Source organism: Planctomycetaceae bacterium (assembly GCA_041398825.1).
Taxonomy (GTDB): Bacteria; Planctomycetota; Planctomycetia; order Planctomycetales; family Planctomycetaceae; genus F1-80-MAGs062.
Window position 1 is genome coordinate 398,179 of sequence record JAWKTX010000001.1, and the last position, 16,667, is coordinate 414,845.

Genomic DNA, 16,667 nt, shown 5'->3' on the forward strand with positions numbered 1-16,667 from the left:
ATTGATCCGATGTATTCCGCAAGGCCCGCAGTCTAGTGCTCCGATGACGTTGCAGAAACCGCAATTCATCAGCTCAATTGCTTTCGGAATCGAAAGACACTGGCCCCGAAGATGACAACTGTGCAAACGGTTAATCCTGCGATCTGGGGAATCAGATCCACGGCATCCGCCCCCCGAAGGACAACGCCACGCAGAATTTCGATGTAATACGTTACGGGAATGATGTGGGTGGCGGCAAAGATTGGCAGCGGCATCTGTTCGCGAGGGAACATGAAACCCGATAACAGCACGCTGGGAAGCATGATGATGAATGCAAACTGCATCGCCTGGAGCTGAGTTTTTGCAAGTGTCGATACCAGAATCCCCAATCCCAGCGCACAGACGAGAAACAGCAGCGACAGGCCAAGCAGCAGCCATAAACTTCCGTTGATGGGGACGCCAAAGACAAAGACCATGACCGTGAGCACGATCAGGGTTTCGAATGCGCCAACCACGGCATAGGGAATCAACTTCCCCAGCAGCAGTCCGGCACGGCCAACAGGCGTGACGAAAAGCTGCTCAAGCGTCCCCAGTTCACGCTCTCCCACCACCGCGAATGACGTGAGGAACAGCGTGACCAGCTGCAGAATAATGCCGACCAGTCCGGGGACAAAGAAGTTGGAACTTTCCAGCGCAGGATTGAACAGGAGACGTGGACGCAGATCGATCGGCATGGCAGCGTGTCCCGTCGGGTCGCGCGCCGGAACGACACGATTCTGATCGGCAACGGAACGTCCTATGCGAATGGAATGACTGACCGCAAGCAGATTGGCTGTTTGAAGCGCTGTGGTTGCGACCTGAGAGTCGCTTCCATCGATCAGCACCTGTACCTCTGCCTGTCGACCATGCAGCAATTGCTCCGAATATGCCGCGGGAATCACGATGCCGACCTGAGCTCGACCAGAAGTCAGCGCATGCTGAAACTCGTTCCAGCTGGTCATTCGACCAGCATCCTGAAATGTGCGAGTGTTAAAGAATGAATCTCGCAGCTCGCGGGCGTGACTGCGTCCGTCCATGTCCAGGACAACTGTGGGGATGTTTTCGATTTCCGTTTGGATTGCGTAGCCAAAGATGAATGTCTGCAGGACTGGAACGACCAGCATGAAGAACAACGTTGAAGGCTGACGCCGGATCTGAGTGAACTCTTTAGTGAGTATCGCGCCGACGCCGGAGAGTGCGGTTGGTTGCTGTCTGTCTTTAAATCCTTCTGTGATTTGACCAGTGACGGCGGGTATGGCACTGTTTTCAGCTTCTCGATCGGCACCCGACGAGCCTGCGTCAGAGATTTCATCTGAACGACGTGGTTCACTGTCGACCCTTGCCGCTACCGTTGCATCCGTCCCCGTCGTCGTCACAGTTGTTGACAGGATCCGGGAATCAGATCCGGTTGAACCCGCACGAGTGAGTGCGACAAACACGTCCTCGAGAGTCGGCGCCACTTGTCGACACTGAACGGTTTCGTCCGAACGCGATAGTCTTACTGCGATGTCGTGAGGAGAAATGTTGTGGTCAACCAGAGCGTGAATCATTTGTCCAAAGAGCGTCGCATCCCGGCACCCCGGCATCGTTCGCAGCGGTTGAAGTTGCGTGGCTGGCTCATCGACTTCTATCTCCCAACGCTGTGTGCCGGCGGGGGTGACAGCTGGCAGCTGCTTGAGCTCTGCGGGCTGTCCAACGACCACCAGACGAGACGCCTGGATATATCCAACGTGTGAACACCGTTCGGCCTCGTCCATGTAGTGCGTTGTGACGAACTGCGTGACACCACGAGCACTCAGGTCGAACAGCAGATCCCACAAATCGCGCCGTGCGACCGGGTCAATGCCTGCGGTCGGCTCATCCAGAAACAAAACGTCCGGTTCATGAATCAAAGCACAGGCCAGTGCAAGTCGCTGTTTCCATCCGCCCGACAGTGTGCCTGCCAGTTGCGGCAATCGGTCTGATAATGATGTCAGCTGCAGAACATCCTGCATGCGCTGCTGAGTTCGGATCGCAGACAGTCCGTAAATGCTGCCATAAAACCTGAGGTTCTCCTCAACGCTCAGGTCGGCATACAGGCTGAACTTCTGAGACATGTAGCCGATGCGTTGTTTGATGATTTCAGATTCGGTGGTTACGTCGTAGCCCAGCACACGGGCACTGCCTCCACTCGGGGGAAGAACGCCGCACAACATTCGAATAATGGTCGACTTTCCGCTTCCATTCGGGCCAAGCAGACCAAAAATAGCGCCCCTGGGAACATCGAACGAAACATTGTCGACCGCTACAAAAGAACCGAACGAACGACACAGGTTCTGCAACTGAATTGCTGCAGGAGTTTGTCGCACAGGCTGCCAGGTCTCACCTGCGTCATCGTTGCTGTTGATGAGCGGATCCTCAGGTCGGAGCGGATCGCTGGTCATGGAGATAAATCTCCGGTGTGGAACCAGACATCGGCGGCCATGCCGGGCCGAAGGACCTCACTATGATCAGACAACAGCACTTTCATGCGAAACACCTGCTTCGAACGTTCCTCCGGTGTCTGGATGTTGCCTGGAGTGAATTCTGCCTGTCTCGCAATAAACGAAATCCGTCCTTCGAATTTTTGCCCGGGAAGACTATCCACCGTAATCCCGACTTTCTGATTGATGGAGATGTTCAATCGGTTCTCCGGGACATAGGTACGAATCCAGAGCTGACGATGATTCAGCAGCGAGAGAGCGGGTCCTCCCGGTGAGATCAAGTCTCCGGGCTGCAGATCAATGGCTTCCACAGTTCCATCACCCGGAGCCGTAATCTGCAGCTCCTTCAGTTGCTGATCAATCGCTGCCAGTGACGCGGCGGCCGCTTCGACTGTGGCGGAAGCTTCAGCAATCTCTTCCTCGCGGTAGCCGAGCGACGCCAGCTTCCACGCGGCATCGGCTTCATCAAATGCAGCCTGAACAGCGGAGATGTCTTCTTTCCGCGTTCCCTCTCTCAGGAGCTCCAGCTCTGCCGCTCGGACAGTTCGATTTGCGCGAGCAACACGAAGCTGCTTCTCAACTTCGTCGAAGTCACTCTGGTTGATGGCCTTCTGACCGAGTGAAGTCTCGGCTCGTTTGTACGCGATCTGTGCCATTTCCAGTTCCGCTTCGGCCTGTTCAAGTCGCGCTGCGGCCGAATCAATGTCCAGAGGTCGAGGACCGTTTTTTGCCTTTTCCAGGATTGCTTTCGCCTGTTCACGTCGTGCTGCGGACTGAGCCACTTCTTCCGCGCGAAGGCCTGCTTTCAGTTTTCTCAGCACGGCGGCATGTTGAGCCAGTCGCTGATTCGCCTCCGCTCTTTTTTCCATCAGGTCAAACGGTTCAAGCTCAACCAGGACTTCGCCCTTTGAGACGGTATCACCCTCGTCAACCATAACCCTCTGCACTCGACCACCAATCCGAGAACCTACCCGAATTTCATCGGCTTCAACAAAACCCGAAACATGAAATTCTTCCGGCGTTCTCTGACTGAATACCAATGCCGTCAGCAGTGCTGCACAGATCAGCACAACGGGAAGAATTCGAGACATGTTTGGGGCCTTCTGAACCAATTCGTCGGCGATACTCCGAGAGTCGCAGGTGACGTTCGGGCGTTTTGTGTCGTTTCTCTCAGTCTATCGTGCCGCCAGTCTGCAGTTCCCGCGCAGGTTTGTTGATAGCCTGCCAGCCACGCAGGGGTGCGATCATTTGACCTTCACGCATACAACAGTCTTGTCATCTCGAACATACAATCGACCATCGCTGATGGCAGGGGCTTGTCGAGTTGTCTCAATAACCGGCTCTGACTTGCTGAGCAGAGTGAAAGCAGAGGGCGTCGCTTCGACGATCATTAATTCGCCATCCATATCGGTCATGAACAGCTTGCCATCCGCCAGTGTCAGATTGCTCTTGCCGAATCGATTTTTCTGCCACGTGGTCTTCATGTCAGACAGACGAATGCATACCAGATTTGTAATGGGGCCGGCACTGCCGATGTTATCCAGCGCATAGAGATGTCCATTGTGAATCACAGGGGTCTGCCATTCGGCTCGCAACTGACTGTCTTTTCCAGGGGACTTCCAGACAGGTGCTGCCTTTTGGCCGGATGCTGGACTTCCTGATATCTTCAGGACGGTGGATCCATGGTTTTCGCCGGCAGAAATCAAAACCGTATCGCTCGACAGTTGCACAGGACTGGCGGTGTTGCAGTCGTAGTCGGTCACGTACTCGTAAGACCAGAGTGTATTTCCGGTTGCCGGATCAATCCCCAGAACGCTGGCGCCAACAAACGCAACTACGGTGGGAGCGTTGTTCAGCGTCATGAGCACGGGGGAAGAATAACCGGCGGTGCCCTGCCCTGCTTTCCATGCACGTTTTCCGTCTGATAAACGAAACGCAGCCACGGCGGCCTGACGCGTTCCTGAATGCACGACGATCCATTCGCCAACGACCAGCGGAGAGCAGGACATGCCATATTCTGATGGTTTGCCACCCAGCTCCTTTGGAACATCAACCTTCCAGTTCAATTTGCCACTGTCCTTGTTCAGACTCGCCAGCACACCCTCGCCTGAATAGGTGACCACAGAATCCCCTGAAATGGTGGGCGTCGCGCGCGGACCATGGCCCATTGCGTTGCTGTACGCCGGAGCCACCGGAGTCTGCCACGCGATGCTGCCATCGGACACCTTCATCGCGGCAACAAACTGGTTTTCGTCGTCCTGATACATAGTGAAAGCATGATCGCCAACGACAGAGATGCCTGACATCCCGACACCCAGCGGAGTCTTCCACAAAATCTCAGGACCGGCTGTCGGCCAGACGCTGATCAATCCCTTCTCAGCAGATGTTCCGTTCCGGCTGGCTCCCAGAAACTGTGGCCAGTCGTCAGCAAGGCACAGGTTGCAGCCTGAGGCAATCATGCCAATTGCGAGGATCCATTGCGCGGTCGATGTTGTCATGTCGGTCCATTCCCTGAGTTGTTGAAGATACACTGGCAAAGTTCAAATCTTCAGTAAGTTGCCCTGTTCACGCCGGGTGAAGTCCCGTCAGGAACCGGTGACGTCTCAGCATACGCCAGCGTGCAGTATCATTGAAGTCAGTGCTGAGGGTGTGTCTGGCGATGGATAATCCGTCTGAGATGTTGGCGAATCGGCTTTGACTCTTTGCCATCCGAATTCACGCCGGTCGAACCCGTGGTTCTGATTCGGTTGAGCGTTACTTCACAATGCAGGCGTTCAGCATTGGCTGTTCTTCCGTCATGAATGCCGTTTCATTCGAGGGGCCAAGGCGGCAGGCGGTCAGGATGCTGTCGCCCACAGGGCCGGTCCAATGGATGGCCGCCTTTTGCAACCTTGTGGCGCGACGGTCGATGACTGTGACCGCCGACAGTGTGACGTCCTGACTATTATCGAGCCGGATGCCATAAGGTGCGGAATCCAGTACCTGGGTGTTGCTAATGATAAAGTTTCGGCACCCCATGATTTCCAGAAGCGCTTCGCGCTGCAGTTCCGGGGCCTCCGGGAATCTGTGACGACCAGTCTGACAATCCTGCAGCAGGTTGCCATTGATGATGCAGTCGTTGCTGTTCCGAAACGTGACACCGGTACAGAGTTCCCTTTCTACACCATAGTCAGCATTGTGCCCGAAGCAGTTGTCGCCCAGAAGAATCTGAACACTGTCTTCTACCAGCACATTACGGTTGTGTCCCGAATAGATGTAGTTGCCGGTGATGGTGACTCCCTGAGCAGCCGTCAGATGGATGTTATTCCACTGACTTCCGATCAGGTTGCCGCTGATTGTCCACATGCCGACCTGTGGGTTTTTATCGGGACCCTGACCGATGAATCGAATATTGGACCCGTTGGGACTGTAGGTTGCCTGAATGGTATTGCTGCAGATAGTGCCTTCACGAATGCTGCCAACAGTCGCGTCCAGGTAAATCTCGGCGGTGGGTTCGGCATCAGCACCTTCGATACCATGAGCACGATTATTGTTGTATTCGATGTCGTTTCCCGTGATCTGCAGATTGCGGATTTCGCTGCGTTCAATGCGAATGCCGCCCAGCCGACAATAACTGATGTGGGAACTGCTGATGATTGTCTGATGCAGATTCAGATCGTGGAGATGAATGCCAATACCAGTGTTGTAATAGATGTGGCAATGATCGATCAGAACATTGCGAGCCCGACCGGTGATCTGAATTCCGTTACGCAGGTTGCGCAACATGACTCCGGTGATTGTTGGCTGAGTCGCACCGGTGACAAGAATTCCATCGGCTTCAGGATGCTGACCGGTGATCTCGATGTCTTTGATCATCGGCATACGTTCGTGGTTCCAGGTTTCCACCGTGTAGCTCTTTGGATCTGCGCTGCCTTTGTGGTTACCTTTCAGAACGATTGCCGGACCTTGTCCGTCCATGACGATACGAGCGGTCCCTGCCTGCCCGTCCAGCGAAGTCCAGCCGACCGACGCCAGATCCACCATAATTGACTTGGTAATACGATACGTACCGCGAGTGAACGAGAGTTGTCCAATGGATTCGTCGATCGCATGCTGTATCGCGTCCGTGTCATCAGTGACGCCGTCTCCGGTCGCTCCAAAATCTGCAACGGTGGTCATAGGTGATTTACTCCTGATTCATTTTATCCCGAGAATTGGCGAGCGGTTTTTCCGGACGGTCGATGCTGTAAGGTTATTGTCTGACGGGGTGACTTTAGCCGGATCTGCGCGATTTCGGAATCGGCAACGCAGGTAGAGGAAAGTTCACCGGCGACCGAGAAGCCTGACTGACAACTGACAGTGTGTGGGAGCGGCCGACTATACCATCAGTTCACGGATGGCATTTCCCGGGCAGATTACGAATGGACGGCCCTCGATGTCGGTCAGTTCCAGACTGGCAGGAACGCCCATCAATTCATAAACCGTGGCTACCAGATCGATTGGATTCACCGGTTTGTCGGCAGGGTACGCGGCATGACGGTCGCTGGCTCCGTACACCTGGCCGCCCTGAATACCGCCACCGGCCAGTACGCTGGTAAAACAATTCGGCCAGTGATCACGCCCGTCGCGTCCTGCGCCAGCATCGCTGTTGCGTTGTCCGATTTTGGGCGTTCGCCCGAATTCACCAGTCCAGATCACCAGTGTTTCGTCCAGCATCCCGCGTTGCTGAAGATCGTCCAGCAAAGCAGAAAAGGCTTTATCAGCCACCGGCATGAGTCGATCACGATGATCAATGAAGTTCTTGCTGTGGGTATCCCAGTACACGCTGACATTCTTGATTCCGTCATTGGGCCAGTACACCGTGACCAGGGGAACCCCGCGCTCAACAAGCCGACGCGCCTGCAGGACGGATTGCCCGTGAGGATTGCGTCCGTACCAGTCTCGAACATTGTCTGGTTCTTCGGTCAGATCAAAGGCGGACCTGCCAACAGCAGATGCCAGCAGGTCAAAGGCTCTTGAATAATGACGCTGCATGGATTTCAGCGGATCGAGCTGCTGTAACTCCGTGGCTGTCAGTTCCAGAGAATGCAGAAGCGACTTTCGATGATTCATTCGCGAAGACGGAACGGCATCCAGCGGTTCAATCTCACCGACACGATAGTCAGGCCGGGATGGGTCGGCATCGATGGTCAGCGGATCCCAGGTGGGGCCAAGCCATCCGGCAAACTGTCCATGGCTCTGTTCGACAAATCGCGGAACATCATTTTCCAGCTTCGGTCGCATCGATACAAACGGCGGAAGTGGATCACGACCACGCCCGAGTCGTGCCAGGACAGAACCCATGTGTGGCCAGTCCTTGCGCAAATCGCTGGATGGAAGCGGTGGTTTGCCTGTCAGCAGGAAGTGCGTCGCGGTCGTGTGATCGACATTGTTGTGGGTCATCGATCGAATGATGGCCAGTTTATCTGTACGTTCCGCCAGCAGCGGGAAATGTTCACAGATCTGAATTCCCGGGACACGCGTGTCGATGGGTTTGAATTCTCCTCGAACTTCCGCCGGTGCATCCGGTTTCAAATCCCAGGTATCCTGATGCGCTGGGCCTCCCCACATAAAAAGCAGGATACATGCTTTTGCTCTGGCCTGCGCGGCCAGTTGCTTTGCCTGACGTTCGACGTGCTGAAGTTCTGTTCGTTGCTGCGTGGCAATTGCGGCAGCAACGGATTGAGCGTTCAGTAGTTCCGGCAGCGAAATTCCAAGCAGTCCGGCAGCGCCCGCGCAAAGCGTATCACGTCGTCGGATTGATTGCTGCTGTGGGATTCTCTGCCGGGATATCATATCGCCTGAGTCCTGCAAGTTATGTCTCTTCATCATCGTCGTCATCATCGTCTGGTGGATCAGACAATGCCGGCATGCCGATCAGCGCTTCGACTTTCTCGGCGAACTGGCAAAGTCTCCCAAGCACCCGAGCCTGTAGCGGGGGCAGTGAATGACCGATGGTGTCTGCAGCTTCGTAAAGTTCCACCGGATTGTCGGGGTCCGGCAGCTTTTTCAGCATGTATTCGGCCATGGAAATGTCGGCCTTCGCGTGATCGAAGGGATATCGAGTCTGTCGAAACGACGAATGCAGGTCGACAATCAGATCGTTGAGTACTGCCATTTGACTGTGAATATTCTCCAGCACGCCCTGAGCATCATTTCCATTGGATAATATGGTCAGAAGTTTGCCGAGCACAATTTGTCCATCCCTGATCTCAAGCAGCTGGTACAGCCGCTCGTTGATGTGAAGGAACATCTGCAACAGCTGATCCAGTTCGTGTGGGAAGAAATTGTCGGCTTCAAGTCTTGCCGCAATCTTGCCGACACGCGCGAGTTTCAGCGCGGTGTAAAGTCGATCTGCTGCCGGGTCTTCAAATGCCTGCAGCTTGGGTTCCATCTTTCCCTGTCGAAGTCCTGCGGTATCTTCCGCCTGCTTCGCCTGACCTCGTGTTGTCAGCGGAATACTGAAATCTTTGGCCTTGACGTTTACGCCTGCAGCGATGAGCGCACGGGCCAGCTTGATTTCGATCAGCTGAGTGTCGGCCTTATCGTATCGCTTCCATGCCTTTGCATAGCCGGGAGCTGCTTCCAGCATTTCGGCTCGACAAGCCTTCAGGTCTTTGGCCGCTTCGTTGGAGTTCGCAGGTGCATCCCAGACATCTGTTGGTGACGGCATGGCCCGGTACCATGAGAAATGCCCCTGAAAAAATCGCCGAAGTGCTTTGTAAGATTCCTGTTGCAGCTTCTGTCGTTCAATCAGGTCATCGACCGGATGGATGCTGCTCTTCCTGAGTTCCTTACCGAAGACCTCCTTGTAAAAATCCCAGGTGACAGCACGGGCATGGAAGTCGAATCGCCTGAAAAGATGGGACGCGGGGCTGGAGACAGCGAAAATACCGTCGGTATTTTCTCTTGCTGCACTGGCAATACGATCTCGGTCGGCGGGATGTGTGTCAAAGAGACCGGTCTTTGCGGTCGTTTCATGTTCCTGAATTTTCTTCAGCAGCTTTTCGGGGATTTGTTCAACGTTCAGAACGATGAGTTTCGGCAGATTGTCACCGAGTCGTCCTTCGTCGTAGAACTGACCGAGGTCCGCAAGTGCTCCGTGGTGTGCGATTCCCAGCACACTGAGCTGCCGGGCAGTAGATGCAAAAATATCGCTGCCTGCCAGACGCGCTTCGTGTCGGTCCGCGTCATATTCCATTTGTCGCAGGAGAAATCCACTGACGGCATGTCCCGTCACCATCAGCAGCCATAGCACGCGACGGCTCAGCCAGACTGCAAGCCGTGTCAGATGAAAAATCCAGCCTATCCGCAGGTCCATCTCTTTCGACCATTCTTCCAGCTTTTCGTCCCATGCGTCACGTTCGTAAACCACACGCGTGAACCAGTAACTGATCGAACGAATGATGTACGAAACTCGCATGCCCGTGCCCTGCGCGAAATGCCCGAATTCATGTGCCAGTACCCCGGCAAATTGACGCATGTCCAGGCCGGCCACCAGCGGCATACCGATTGTCAGCACAAGATCATTGCCGAACATGCTGAGAATGCCGCGATTGAATCCCGCGCTGGCGTTGATGTTGCAGTCGATGTCTATGCGCTGGGGGGGCGGAGCACCAACAATACTGCAGATGCGATCGACAAATTCAAACAGCAGGGGTTCGTCCCCGGGCTGCAGACTTCGTCGACCACTGTTGTTACCGGGTTTAGAAAACAGCGGTTTCAGCATGAACAGAATCAGGACGATGCCCATGGCTGCCGGGGCAAGGTAGATCAGTCCCGCGAAAACAACCGCGCGACCGCTGCCGCTGGATCCTGCGGATTTCATGATGCCGGTGTGATTGGTGAAATGGTACCACACGGCCCAGCCGACGCCTCCGATCATTGCCATGTAGACGATTGGCAGAGCAATCATGAAAATCGATACCAGTACGATCCCGATTCGATATGACCATTCCACCGGGACGTGGTCAATGGTGTCCGCCTGAAACGAAGTCAGTACCTGTCGATGGAACTTTTCAAAATCACGCGGAGGCGGATCGAAAGCATTCGCAGGAATCGCGGCCTTAACCAATTGGCCTTTCTCTTTGGTCTCCCTGCCGCGTCGAGTTCTGGAATCATTCGCCGGAGCTGGTCGCGTCGAATCGATTTCCACGCGTCTGGCTCTAACGGGTGGCCTTGCTGATCCGCGTGTCGCTGCTTCAGCCGGAGGGCTTTCTACTCGTCTGGCTTTGACGACTCTGGGGGTGGCCACTTCAGGTGCGGCTGGCCGAGCAGGCGAATCTAAATTCTCCGGCCGAACCACGCGTGCTTTCCTGGGAGCGTCATCAGTGACTGCAGCTTTGGTTCGAGTGGCTGTTCTGCCGGTTTCGCTCCTGCCGTCCTTGCCGGGCAACTGAGACGGTGAGACGCTGTGGCTGTTGACTTCAAGAACCGACCTGCATTTTACGCAACGAATCTTCTTCCCCATCAGACTGTCATTCACCGCAAACTTCGCGGTGCAGGAATGGCAGACAACTGGGATTGGCATGCGATCACCGCCAGTTCAGGCTCAGGAGGGATTCAGGAGGGGATTCGTCGGCGTTGGAGGCAATTCTGGCTCGTGTGAGACCCACATTCCGGGTGTTGCGTGGATGCATCAAATTTCGTTGGGCGTGTTGCAGAATATCAACACTGGGGAGATTCACGGAAGGTGCAATACGAAAAATCGGATCAACTGAGATATTTCTGCCAGTGCGCAGTGGAGAAATATCATACGGCTGACAACACGCACGTCGGGAAAAATCTAGTGTTTCGACGACGATTCGGGCCACCAATCTATTTTGCCATTGATATACGACCCATGCGATCCGGAATTCCAAACGAATTGACTGCGCGCCGGTCGACCAAACGGAAAGGAGCTGCTGCTGTGGAAGCGGCTGTTACCTTACCGTTACTGGTTTTGCTGGTGTTTGGATCAATCGAACTGGCCAACGCTGTTTTTCTGAAGCAGTCAATCAATATTGCTGCTTACGAAGCGGCGCGGATCGTAACGCGTCCGGGTGACAACGAAGCCCAGGCACGCGTTCGAGCTCAGGAAATCCTGGCCGCCCGCAAGGTCGGGACCTACACGATCACTTTCGATCCATCGAACGCCTCGCAGAGAGGCGCGGGGGATGCTGTCAAGGTGACAATTACTGCACCTTCTTCAAATTTAAGCTACGGGCCTCTTCGGTTCATGGCCGGTAAGTCAAGTCACGCCACTGTCACGATGGTCAAACTTTGACACAGGGTAAAGCAATGCGAATCTCAAGACGAGTCGAGGGCGCCCGGGATACAGCTGAACGGTCAGGTGCAGCACACATTCTGATTGCTGTCATGCTGTTTTCGTTTCTCGTGACGGCAGCGATGACGATTGATTTTGCTTACATGCAGTTGATCAGAACTGAACTTCGAACCGCAACCGACGCAGCCGCGCGCGCTGGGGCTGAAGCACTGAACAGGACGCAGGATCCAGCGGCAGCAATTCAGGCGGCTGTCGACTACGCCGCGCTCAACAATGTTGCAGGTCGGCCATTCCGAATTGCTGCCACCGATGTCGAACTCGGGCGCGTTGCGCGTCAGCCAAACGGGCGATGGAGTTTCGAAGCTGGCGAGTCTCCGTTTAATTCGGTCCGTATCAATGCGAACATCAACGACGCAGCGACGACAAAATCAATTCCAACTTTCTTCGGTCCCGCATTCGGTCACGCCGGCTTTTCCACGCACACTCAGGCTGTGGCCGGGCAGCAGGAAGTCGAAGTGATGCTTTGCCTGGACCGATCAGGTTCGATGTTGTTCGACATGTCCGGAATCGACTATTCGTATCCGACGGGGAATGGGTTGCTGAGCAATTTCACCGCCTGGGGAACGATCTGGCAGTATCACTTGTCCCCACCCCATCCCGTGTTCAGTCGCTGGGCTGTGTTGCGACGGGCTGTCGACGTATTCTTCGATGAGGCCAGCGACCAGTCGACGCCTCCACGGACCGGACTGGTCACCTGGGGATCGGACTATCAGATGCCCATTTCGCCTTACACGTGGTACTACGCCTCCGAGACGGATTACCCGCTGCCGGCGAAGGCGGGATTCGACTGGAAAGACAGTGTCCGCGACATGAAGCAGGACCTTAAGCATCGTCAGTTGCTGCCGATGATGGGTGGGACCAATATGGAGGCCGGGATCAGAGCCGCCACAAGTTCATTGACAGGAGGCAATAGTCGCCCTCTGTCAAACAAAGTCATTATTCTGCTGACCGACGGTCAGTGGAATGCCGGAAATGATCCGATTTTTGCTGCTCAGGCCGCGGCGAGCCAGAATATCACGATTCACACCGTGAGCATGCTGACCACGGATCAGCCGATCCTTCGGGATATTGCGAACGCTACCGGTGGTAAATACTACGTCACACAGAATGAAGCGGAACTGAGTGCAGCGTTTCGAGAACTTGCCCGAACGCTTCCTGTTGTGATGACCGAGTAACTTAGTCGAATACACTTGCTGGACAAACAGGATGCGTAAGTTAAAGAAGAATCAGCGGGACTGTGTCGACCGTTCTTCAAAAGGACGGTCTGGCGCATTAACGATTGAGTTTGCCATTGTCGCTCCACTGATCTTCCTGCTTTTCTTTGGAGGACTTGAGCTGGCAGCTGTGAACTTCGTTCGGCACACCGCGGGTAACGCTGCCTACGAAGGATGCCGGGCATTGATGCTGCCGGGCGGAGCGACTCAGGATGCCATCGATGAATCCACTCGATTGATGAATCAACTGGGGTATTCGAACGGAGTGAACGTCATTGCGAACAAAGATGCAACGAAAGCAACCGTGACCATTGAAGTGCCTGCACGCTTGTATTCGTTTGGCCTTGTTCGATTCACAGGCAACACAACAATTCGACAGACCTGTTCGCTGACCCTGGAAGTTCCGTGACGGAGATTGGCCGCTGGCGTTTGCAGCATTGATCTGACGTACTGAACTGACAGCATTGGAAACAGCGATCCCGGTACGTTGGCACAGGATCGGCTACTCGATGACATGGCGCAGTCTGCAACTCGCGGATGCGAATTGGCATCGGCAGATTCAGTATCCGGCTGCCATTCCGTCTTTACGACTTTCTGAAGCTCCGATATACAGATCCCGCTGAAGATCGTATCCAATTCCCTGGTACCCGCCAAAAGCGCCTGGCTGCGGTTTGAAGTTGTGGCCGCGACGTCGCAGGTCGTCCAGCGTCTTCTGAGGGAAGCCGGATTCCAGCGCCAGAGTGCCTCCGTCGGTCATGGATTCACCCGTCGGCTGCGATGATCCGGAATGCAGAATTCGGGGGGCATCACCGGCCTCCTGCAGATTCATTCCGAAGTCGATGATATTTGAAATGATCTGAACGTGTCCCTGCGGTTGCGTCGCACCACCCATCACTCCGAAGCTCAGAAACGGCTTACCGTCTTTTGTCACAAAAGCGGGGATGATCGTGTGGAAGGGGCGTTTCCCCGGGGCGTAAGAGTTGAATCGTCCGGGAGTCAGATCGAACAACTGGCCACGGTCCTGTAGACAGAACCCAAGTCCATCGGGACACATTCCGGAGCCAAAGCCGCGATAATTACTTTGGATCAGGGAGACCATATTTCGATCCTTGTCGGCGACCGTCAGGTAGATTGTGTCACCTTCTTCCAGCGCGTAAGGAAGGCCGGGAGAATAGGCGACGGCAGCCTTTGATGGGGTGATGAGATCAAACCTCTTTCCTGCATACTCTTTGGAGATCAGTTCTTTTACCGGCACGGCGGCAAACTGCATGTCCGCATAAAGACGCGCGCGATCTTCGAAAGCAAGCTTTTTGGATTCCACAAAATAGTGAACGTGGTCTGCACTCCCAAATCCAGCAGATCGCAGATCAAACATTTCCAGAGTATTCAGCATCTGCAGTGCTGCGATGCCCTGCCCGTTTGGTGGCAATTCCCAAACGTCATAGCCACGGTAGTTTGTGGAAACAGGTTCTATCCACTCAGAATGGTGCGATGCAAGATCCTCCAGCGTCAGAAACCCTCCGTGCTGCTTCATGAAGGACGCGATCCGGTTGGCTGTTTCACCTTTGTAAAACTCATCACGCCCGTTGGCGGCAATCCGTGACAGTGTGGACGCAAGTCCGGGGTTTCTGAAAATGTCGCCCTTCCCCGGCCCGGTTCCTTCCGGGGCAAATGTGTCCATGAATCCTGGATACTTACCCAGAACAGGCACGCTGTTTTGCCAGTAGTATGAGATCACTTCGGAGACGGGAAAGCCTTCCTTCGCATACGTAATGGCCGGCTGAAGGATCTGCTGCACAGGCAGTTTCCCGAATCGTTCATGCAGCGAGAACCAGCCGTCAACACACCCGGGAACGGATACCGGCAACGGTCCGTAAGGTGGAATTGTCTTCAGCGATCGCTTCTCGAATTCTTCAGGCGTTAAGCTTTGGGGAGACCGGCCGCTTCCATTCAGTCCATAAAGCTTCCCGGTTTTTGCATCCCAGACGATGGCGAAGATGTCTCCTCCGATACCACAACCTGTGGGTTCCATCAGTCCAAGGACGGCATTGGCTGCGATAGCTGCATCGATGGCATTTCCACCACGCTGCAGAATTTGTAATGCGGTTTGAGTCGCCAGTGGCTGACTTGTACACGCCATTCCGTGCCTGGCATAAACCTCTGAACGTGTGGCAAACGGCTGCCCGGTAATGCGGTCTTCAGCCTGAATACTGATTGTTGCCTGCCCGGACATGAACAGGACAGAAATAAGCCCGACAATGTTCTGACACAGCGTCGCACGGAATTGTGATTGCATGTCGGGGACCTTTCGGTGAGTAGAATTCGGCTGAGAGCTTATCAGAATTGAATTTCGATCTTCGGGTCTTCTGCATCGCTGGTCTCGCGCTGCACGCGCACGGCACTACATGCAAGTCGACCAATGATGGCTTCGGAAGACTGAAAATAGAGTTTCATGGATTCATCAACAAGGGCATCGATCACACCTTCTTCGGGCCTTGCTTTATGGCGAGAGATCGCGACAACGGTGTAATTTTTCGCCCGGTGAACGCCCAGTTGAAATGTGCCGCTGTCACTGCAGCGCGTGAAGTACACTCCCATGGATTCCAGCGCCGCTCGAACGGATTGCTGGTCTGAATCGGATGCCAGCTCTCGCAGACTCATTCCATCCAGTCGAAGTCGCCCGTCGCGTGTTTCCGGCAGGGCAATCACCAACGCACCAGAATCAGGCTTTGTGCTCCCGTCCGTATCCAGGAAGGTAACTTTCCCCGTTAGCTCGTCGTCGACTGATTGGGGCTCCGACTTTTCGGCCGGCCTTTCTGTATTCGTTGCAGATACCGGACGACCTTCCTGATTGGATGTTAACTTGTTGTCAGGCGATTCGCTGGATGGAGAGTCGGGTGTGGAAACCCACAAACCCGAAATCGTCAGAGTGCAGATGCAGCCAAGGACGACGCCAATGAGTATTCCGACAGGAAGCCCTCGATTTCGGAGGATTGCGTTCCGTGAATCCTTTGCGACTGCCGGAGGTGTGCGTCCGGATTCCCTGTCGATCCCGGATCCGCCAGGCACCAGCTGGACTTCATCGATCCCCTCCATCTCCCTGTCGCAGGCGTGCGCGACAGAGTCCAGATCCTTCAGGCAATTGAGAGCATCGATGAGTGTTTGGTCCTGATGGAGGGGTTTCGAATCCGAACGCGACTGCACACCCCTGGCGGTTGCTATGGCGGTTCCCTGATTCTCCGGAACGCAGATCGATCGGCCGCAGCCGGGGCAGTCGATAATTTCGCCGATCTTCGACGCAGCAATTCCCAGCATCTGGTCGCAGTACTGGCAGCGAAATTTTACCGACATGGAATGGATTCGTTGTAATTCGTGTAGCCAGACAGAAAGGAACGTGTGCTCGACATTCTGGCGGTTTCAAACCAAACGTCAAAGTGTTTGGGCGATGCGGAGGATGAATGCCGGTTCTTTGGTCAAGCCAGCCATGCTCCGCTGTCAGCTGAATGTCGGGTTCCGAGCGGCATGAAACAAGAAAGGCCGGGACGAATTTCGTCCCGGCCCTGGTTGACTTGTCTGCGAATCCTGTCTTGCCGAATCCTGTGTTGGCGAAAGCCGTGTTGGCAATTGCGA

General features: G+C 54.7%; 11 protein-coding genes. 3 read left to right on the plus strand and 8 right to left on the minus strand.

Annotated features, from left to right (window positions below; translation table 11 throughout):
* Positions 1-68: 68 nt before the first annotated feature.
* From R3C20_01425 to R3C20_01450, 6 genes are all read right to left on the minus strand, one after another.
* Positions 69-2,441, minus strand: coding sequence for an ABC transporter permease (locus R3C20_01425; protein ID MEZ6039136.1), 2,373 nt, complete (start codon positions 2,439-2,441; stop codon positions 69-71).
* Positions 2,438-3,571 (minus strand): efflux RND transporter periplasmic adaptor subunit, encoded by a 1,134-nt coding sequence (locus tag R3C20_01430; GenBank protein MEZ6039137.1) that lies wholly within the window; start codon positions 3,569-3,571, stop codon positions 2,438-2,440. Before R3C20_01430 ends, R3C20_01425 begins: the two co-directional genes overlap by 4 nt.
* Before the next feature lie 153 nt (positions 3,572-3,724).
* Complete coding sequence (locus R3C20_01435; protein MEZ6039138.1) at positions 3,725-4,978, minus strand: PQQ-binding-like beta-propeller repeat protein; 1,254 nt, start codon at positions 4,976-4,978, stop codon at positions 3,725-3,727.
* 256 nt (positions 4,979-5,234) lie between these two features.
* Positions 5,235-6,638, minus strand: coding sequence for a right-handed parallel beta-helix repeat-containing protein (locus R3C20_01440; GenBank protein MEZ6039139.1), 1,404 nt, complete (start codon positions 6,636-6,638; stop codon positions 5,235-5,237).
* A 198-nt stretch (positions 6,639-6,836) separates the two neighbouring features.
* Entirely contained in the window at positions 6,837-8,327 is a 1,491-nt protein-coding gene (locus tag R3C20_01445) for a DUF1501 domain-containing protein (GenBank protein ID MEZ6039140.1), read from the minus strand.
* Positions 8,314-11,028 (minus strand): M48 family metalloprotease, encoded by a 2,715-nt coding sequence (locus tag R3C20_01450; GenBank protein MEZ6039141.1) that lies wholly within the window; start codon positions 11,026-11,028, stop codon positions 8,314-8,316. Before R3C20_01450 ends, R3C20_01445 begins: the two co-directional genes overlap by 14 nt.
* A gap of 258 nt (positions 11,029-11,286) precedes the next feature.
* Between R3C20_01450 and R3C20_01455 the strand changes: the two genes are divergently transcribed.
* From R3C20_01455 to R3C20_01465, 3 genes are read left to right on the plus strand one after another with little or no spacing between them, the layout of a single operon-like run.
* Positions 11,287-11,763, plus strand: coding sequence for a TadE/TadG family type IV pilus assembly protein (locus R3C20_01455; GenBank protein ID MEZ6039142.1), 477 nt, complete (start codon positions 11,287-11,289; stop codon positions 11,761-11,763).
* 14 nt (positions 11,764-11,777) lie between these two features.
* Positions 11,778-12,998 carry a VWA domain-containing protein gene (locus R3C20_01460; protein ID MEZ6039143.1) on the plus strand — a complete coding sequence of 407 codons (1,221 nt, stop codon included), beginning with the start codon at positions 11,778-11,780 and terminating at the stop codon, positions 12,996-12,998.
* Positions 12,999-13,029: 31 nt separating this feature from the next.
* Positions 13,030-13,446 (plus strand): TadE/TadG family type IV pilus assembly protein, encoded by a 417-nt coding sequence (locus R3C20_01465; protein MEZ6039144.1) that lies wholly within the window; start codon positions 13,030-13,032, stop codon positions 13,444-13,446.
* 150 nt (positions 13,447-13,596) lie between these two features.
* Here R3C20_01465 and ggt read toward each other — a convergent pair whose 3' ends face one another.
* Together ggt and R3C20_01475 are read right to left on the minus strand one after the other, a co-directional pair.
* Positions 13,597-15,333 (minus strand): gamma-glutamyltransferase, encoded by a 1,737-nt coding sequence (gene ggt, locus R3C20_01470; protein MEZ6039145.1) that lies wholly within the window; start codon positions 15,331-15,333, stop codon positions 13,597-13,599.
* A gap of 41 nt (positions 15,334-15,374) precedes the next feature.
* Positions 15,375-16,388: a hypothetical protein gene (locus R3C20_01475; protein ID MEZ6039146.1), complete on the minus strand. Its 1,014-nt coding sequence runs from the start codon at positions 16,386-16,388 to the stop codon at positions 15,375-15,377.
* Between the last annotated feature and the right edge of the window lie 279 nt (positions 16,389-16,667).

Excerpts from the sequence above, each read along its gene's own strand:
- R3C20_01425 (MEZ6039136.1), bottom strand. The coding sequence starts at position 2,441 with ATGACCAGCGATCCGCTCCGACCTGAGGATCCGCTCATCAACAGCAAC.
- R3C20_01430 (MEZ6039137.1), bottom strand. The coding sequence starts at position 3,571 with ATGTCTCGAATTCTTCCCGTTGTGCTGATCTGTGCAGCACTGCTGACG.
- R3C20_01435 (MEZ6039138.1), bottom strand. The coding sequence starts at position 4,978 with ATGACAACATCGACCGCGCAATGGATCCTCGCAATTGGCATGATTGCC.
- R3C20_01440 (MEZ6039139.1), bottom strand. The coding sequence starts at position 6,638 with ATGACCACCGTTGCAGATTTTGGAGCGACCGGAGACGGCGTCACTGAT.
- R3C20_01445 (MEZ6039140.1), bottom strand. The coding sequence starts at position 8,327 with ATGAAGAGACATAACTTGCAGGACTCAGGCGATATGATATCCCGGCAG.
- R3C20_01450 (MEZ6039141.1), bottom strand. The coding sequence starts at position 11,028 with ATGCCAATCCCAGTTGTCTGCCATTCCTGCACCGCGAAGTTTGCGGTG.
- R3C20_01460 (MEZ6039143.1), top strand. The coding sequence starts at position 11,778 with ATGCGAATCTCAAGACGAGTCGAGGGCGCCCGGGATACAGCTGAACGG.
- R3C20_01465 (MEZ6039144.1), top strand. The coding sequence starts at position 13,030 with ATGCGTAAGTTAAAGAAGAATCAGCGGGACTGTGTCGACCGTTCTTCA.
- ggt (MEZ6039145.1), bottom strand. The coding sequence starts at position 15,333 with ATGCAATCACAATTCCGTGCGACGCTGTGTCAGAACATTGTCGGGCTT.
- R3C20_01475 (MEZ6039146.1), bottom strand. The coding sequence starts at position 16,388 with ATGTCGGTAAAATTTCGCTGCCAGTACTGCGACCAGATGCTGGGAATT.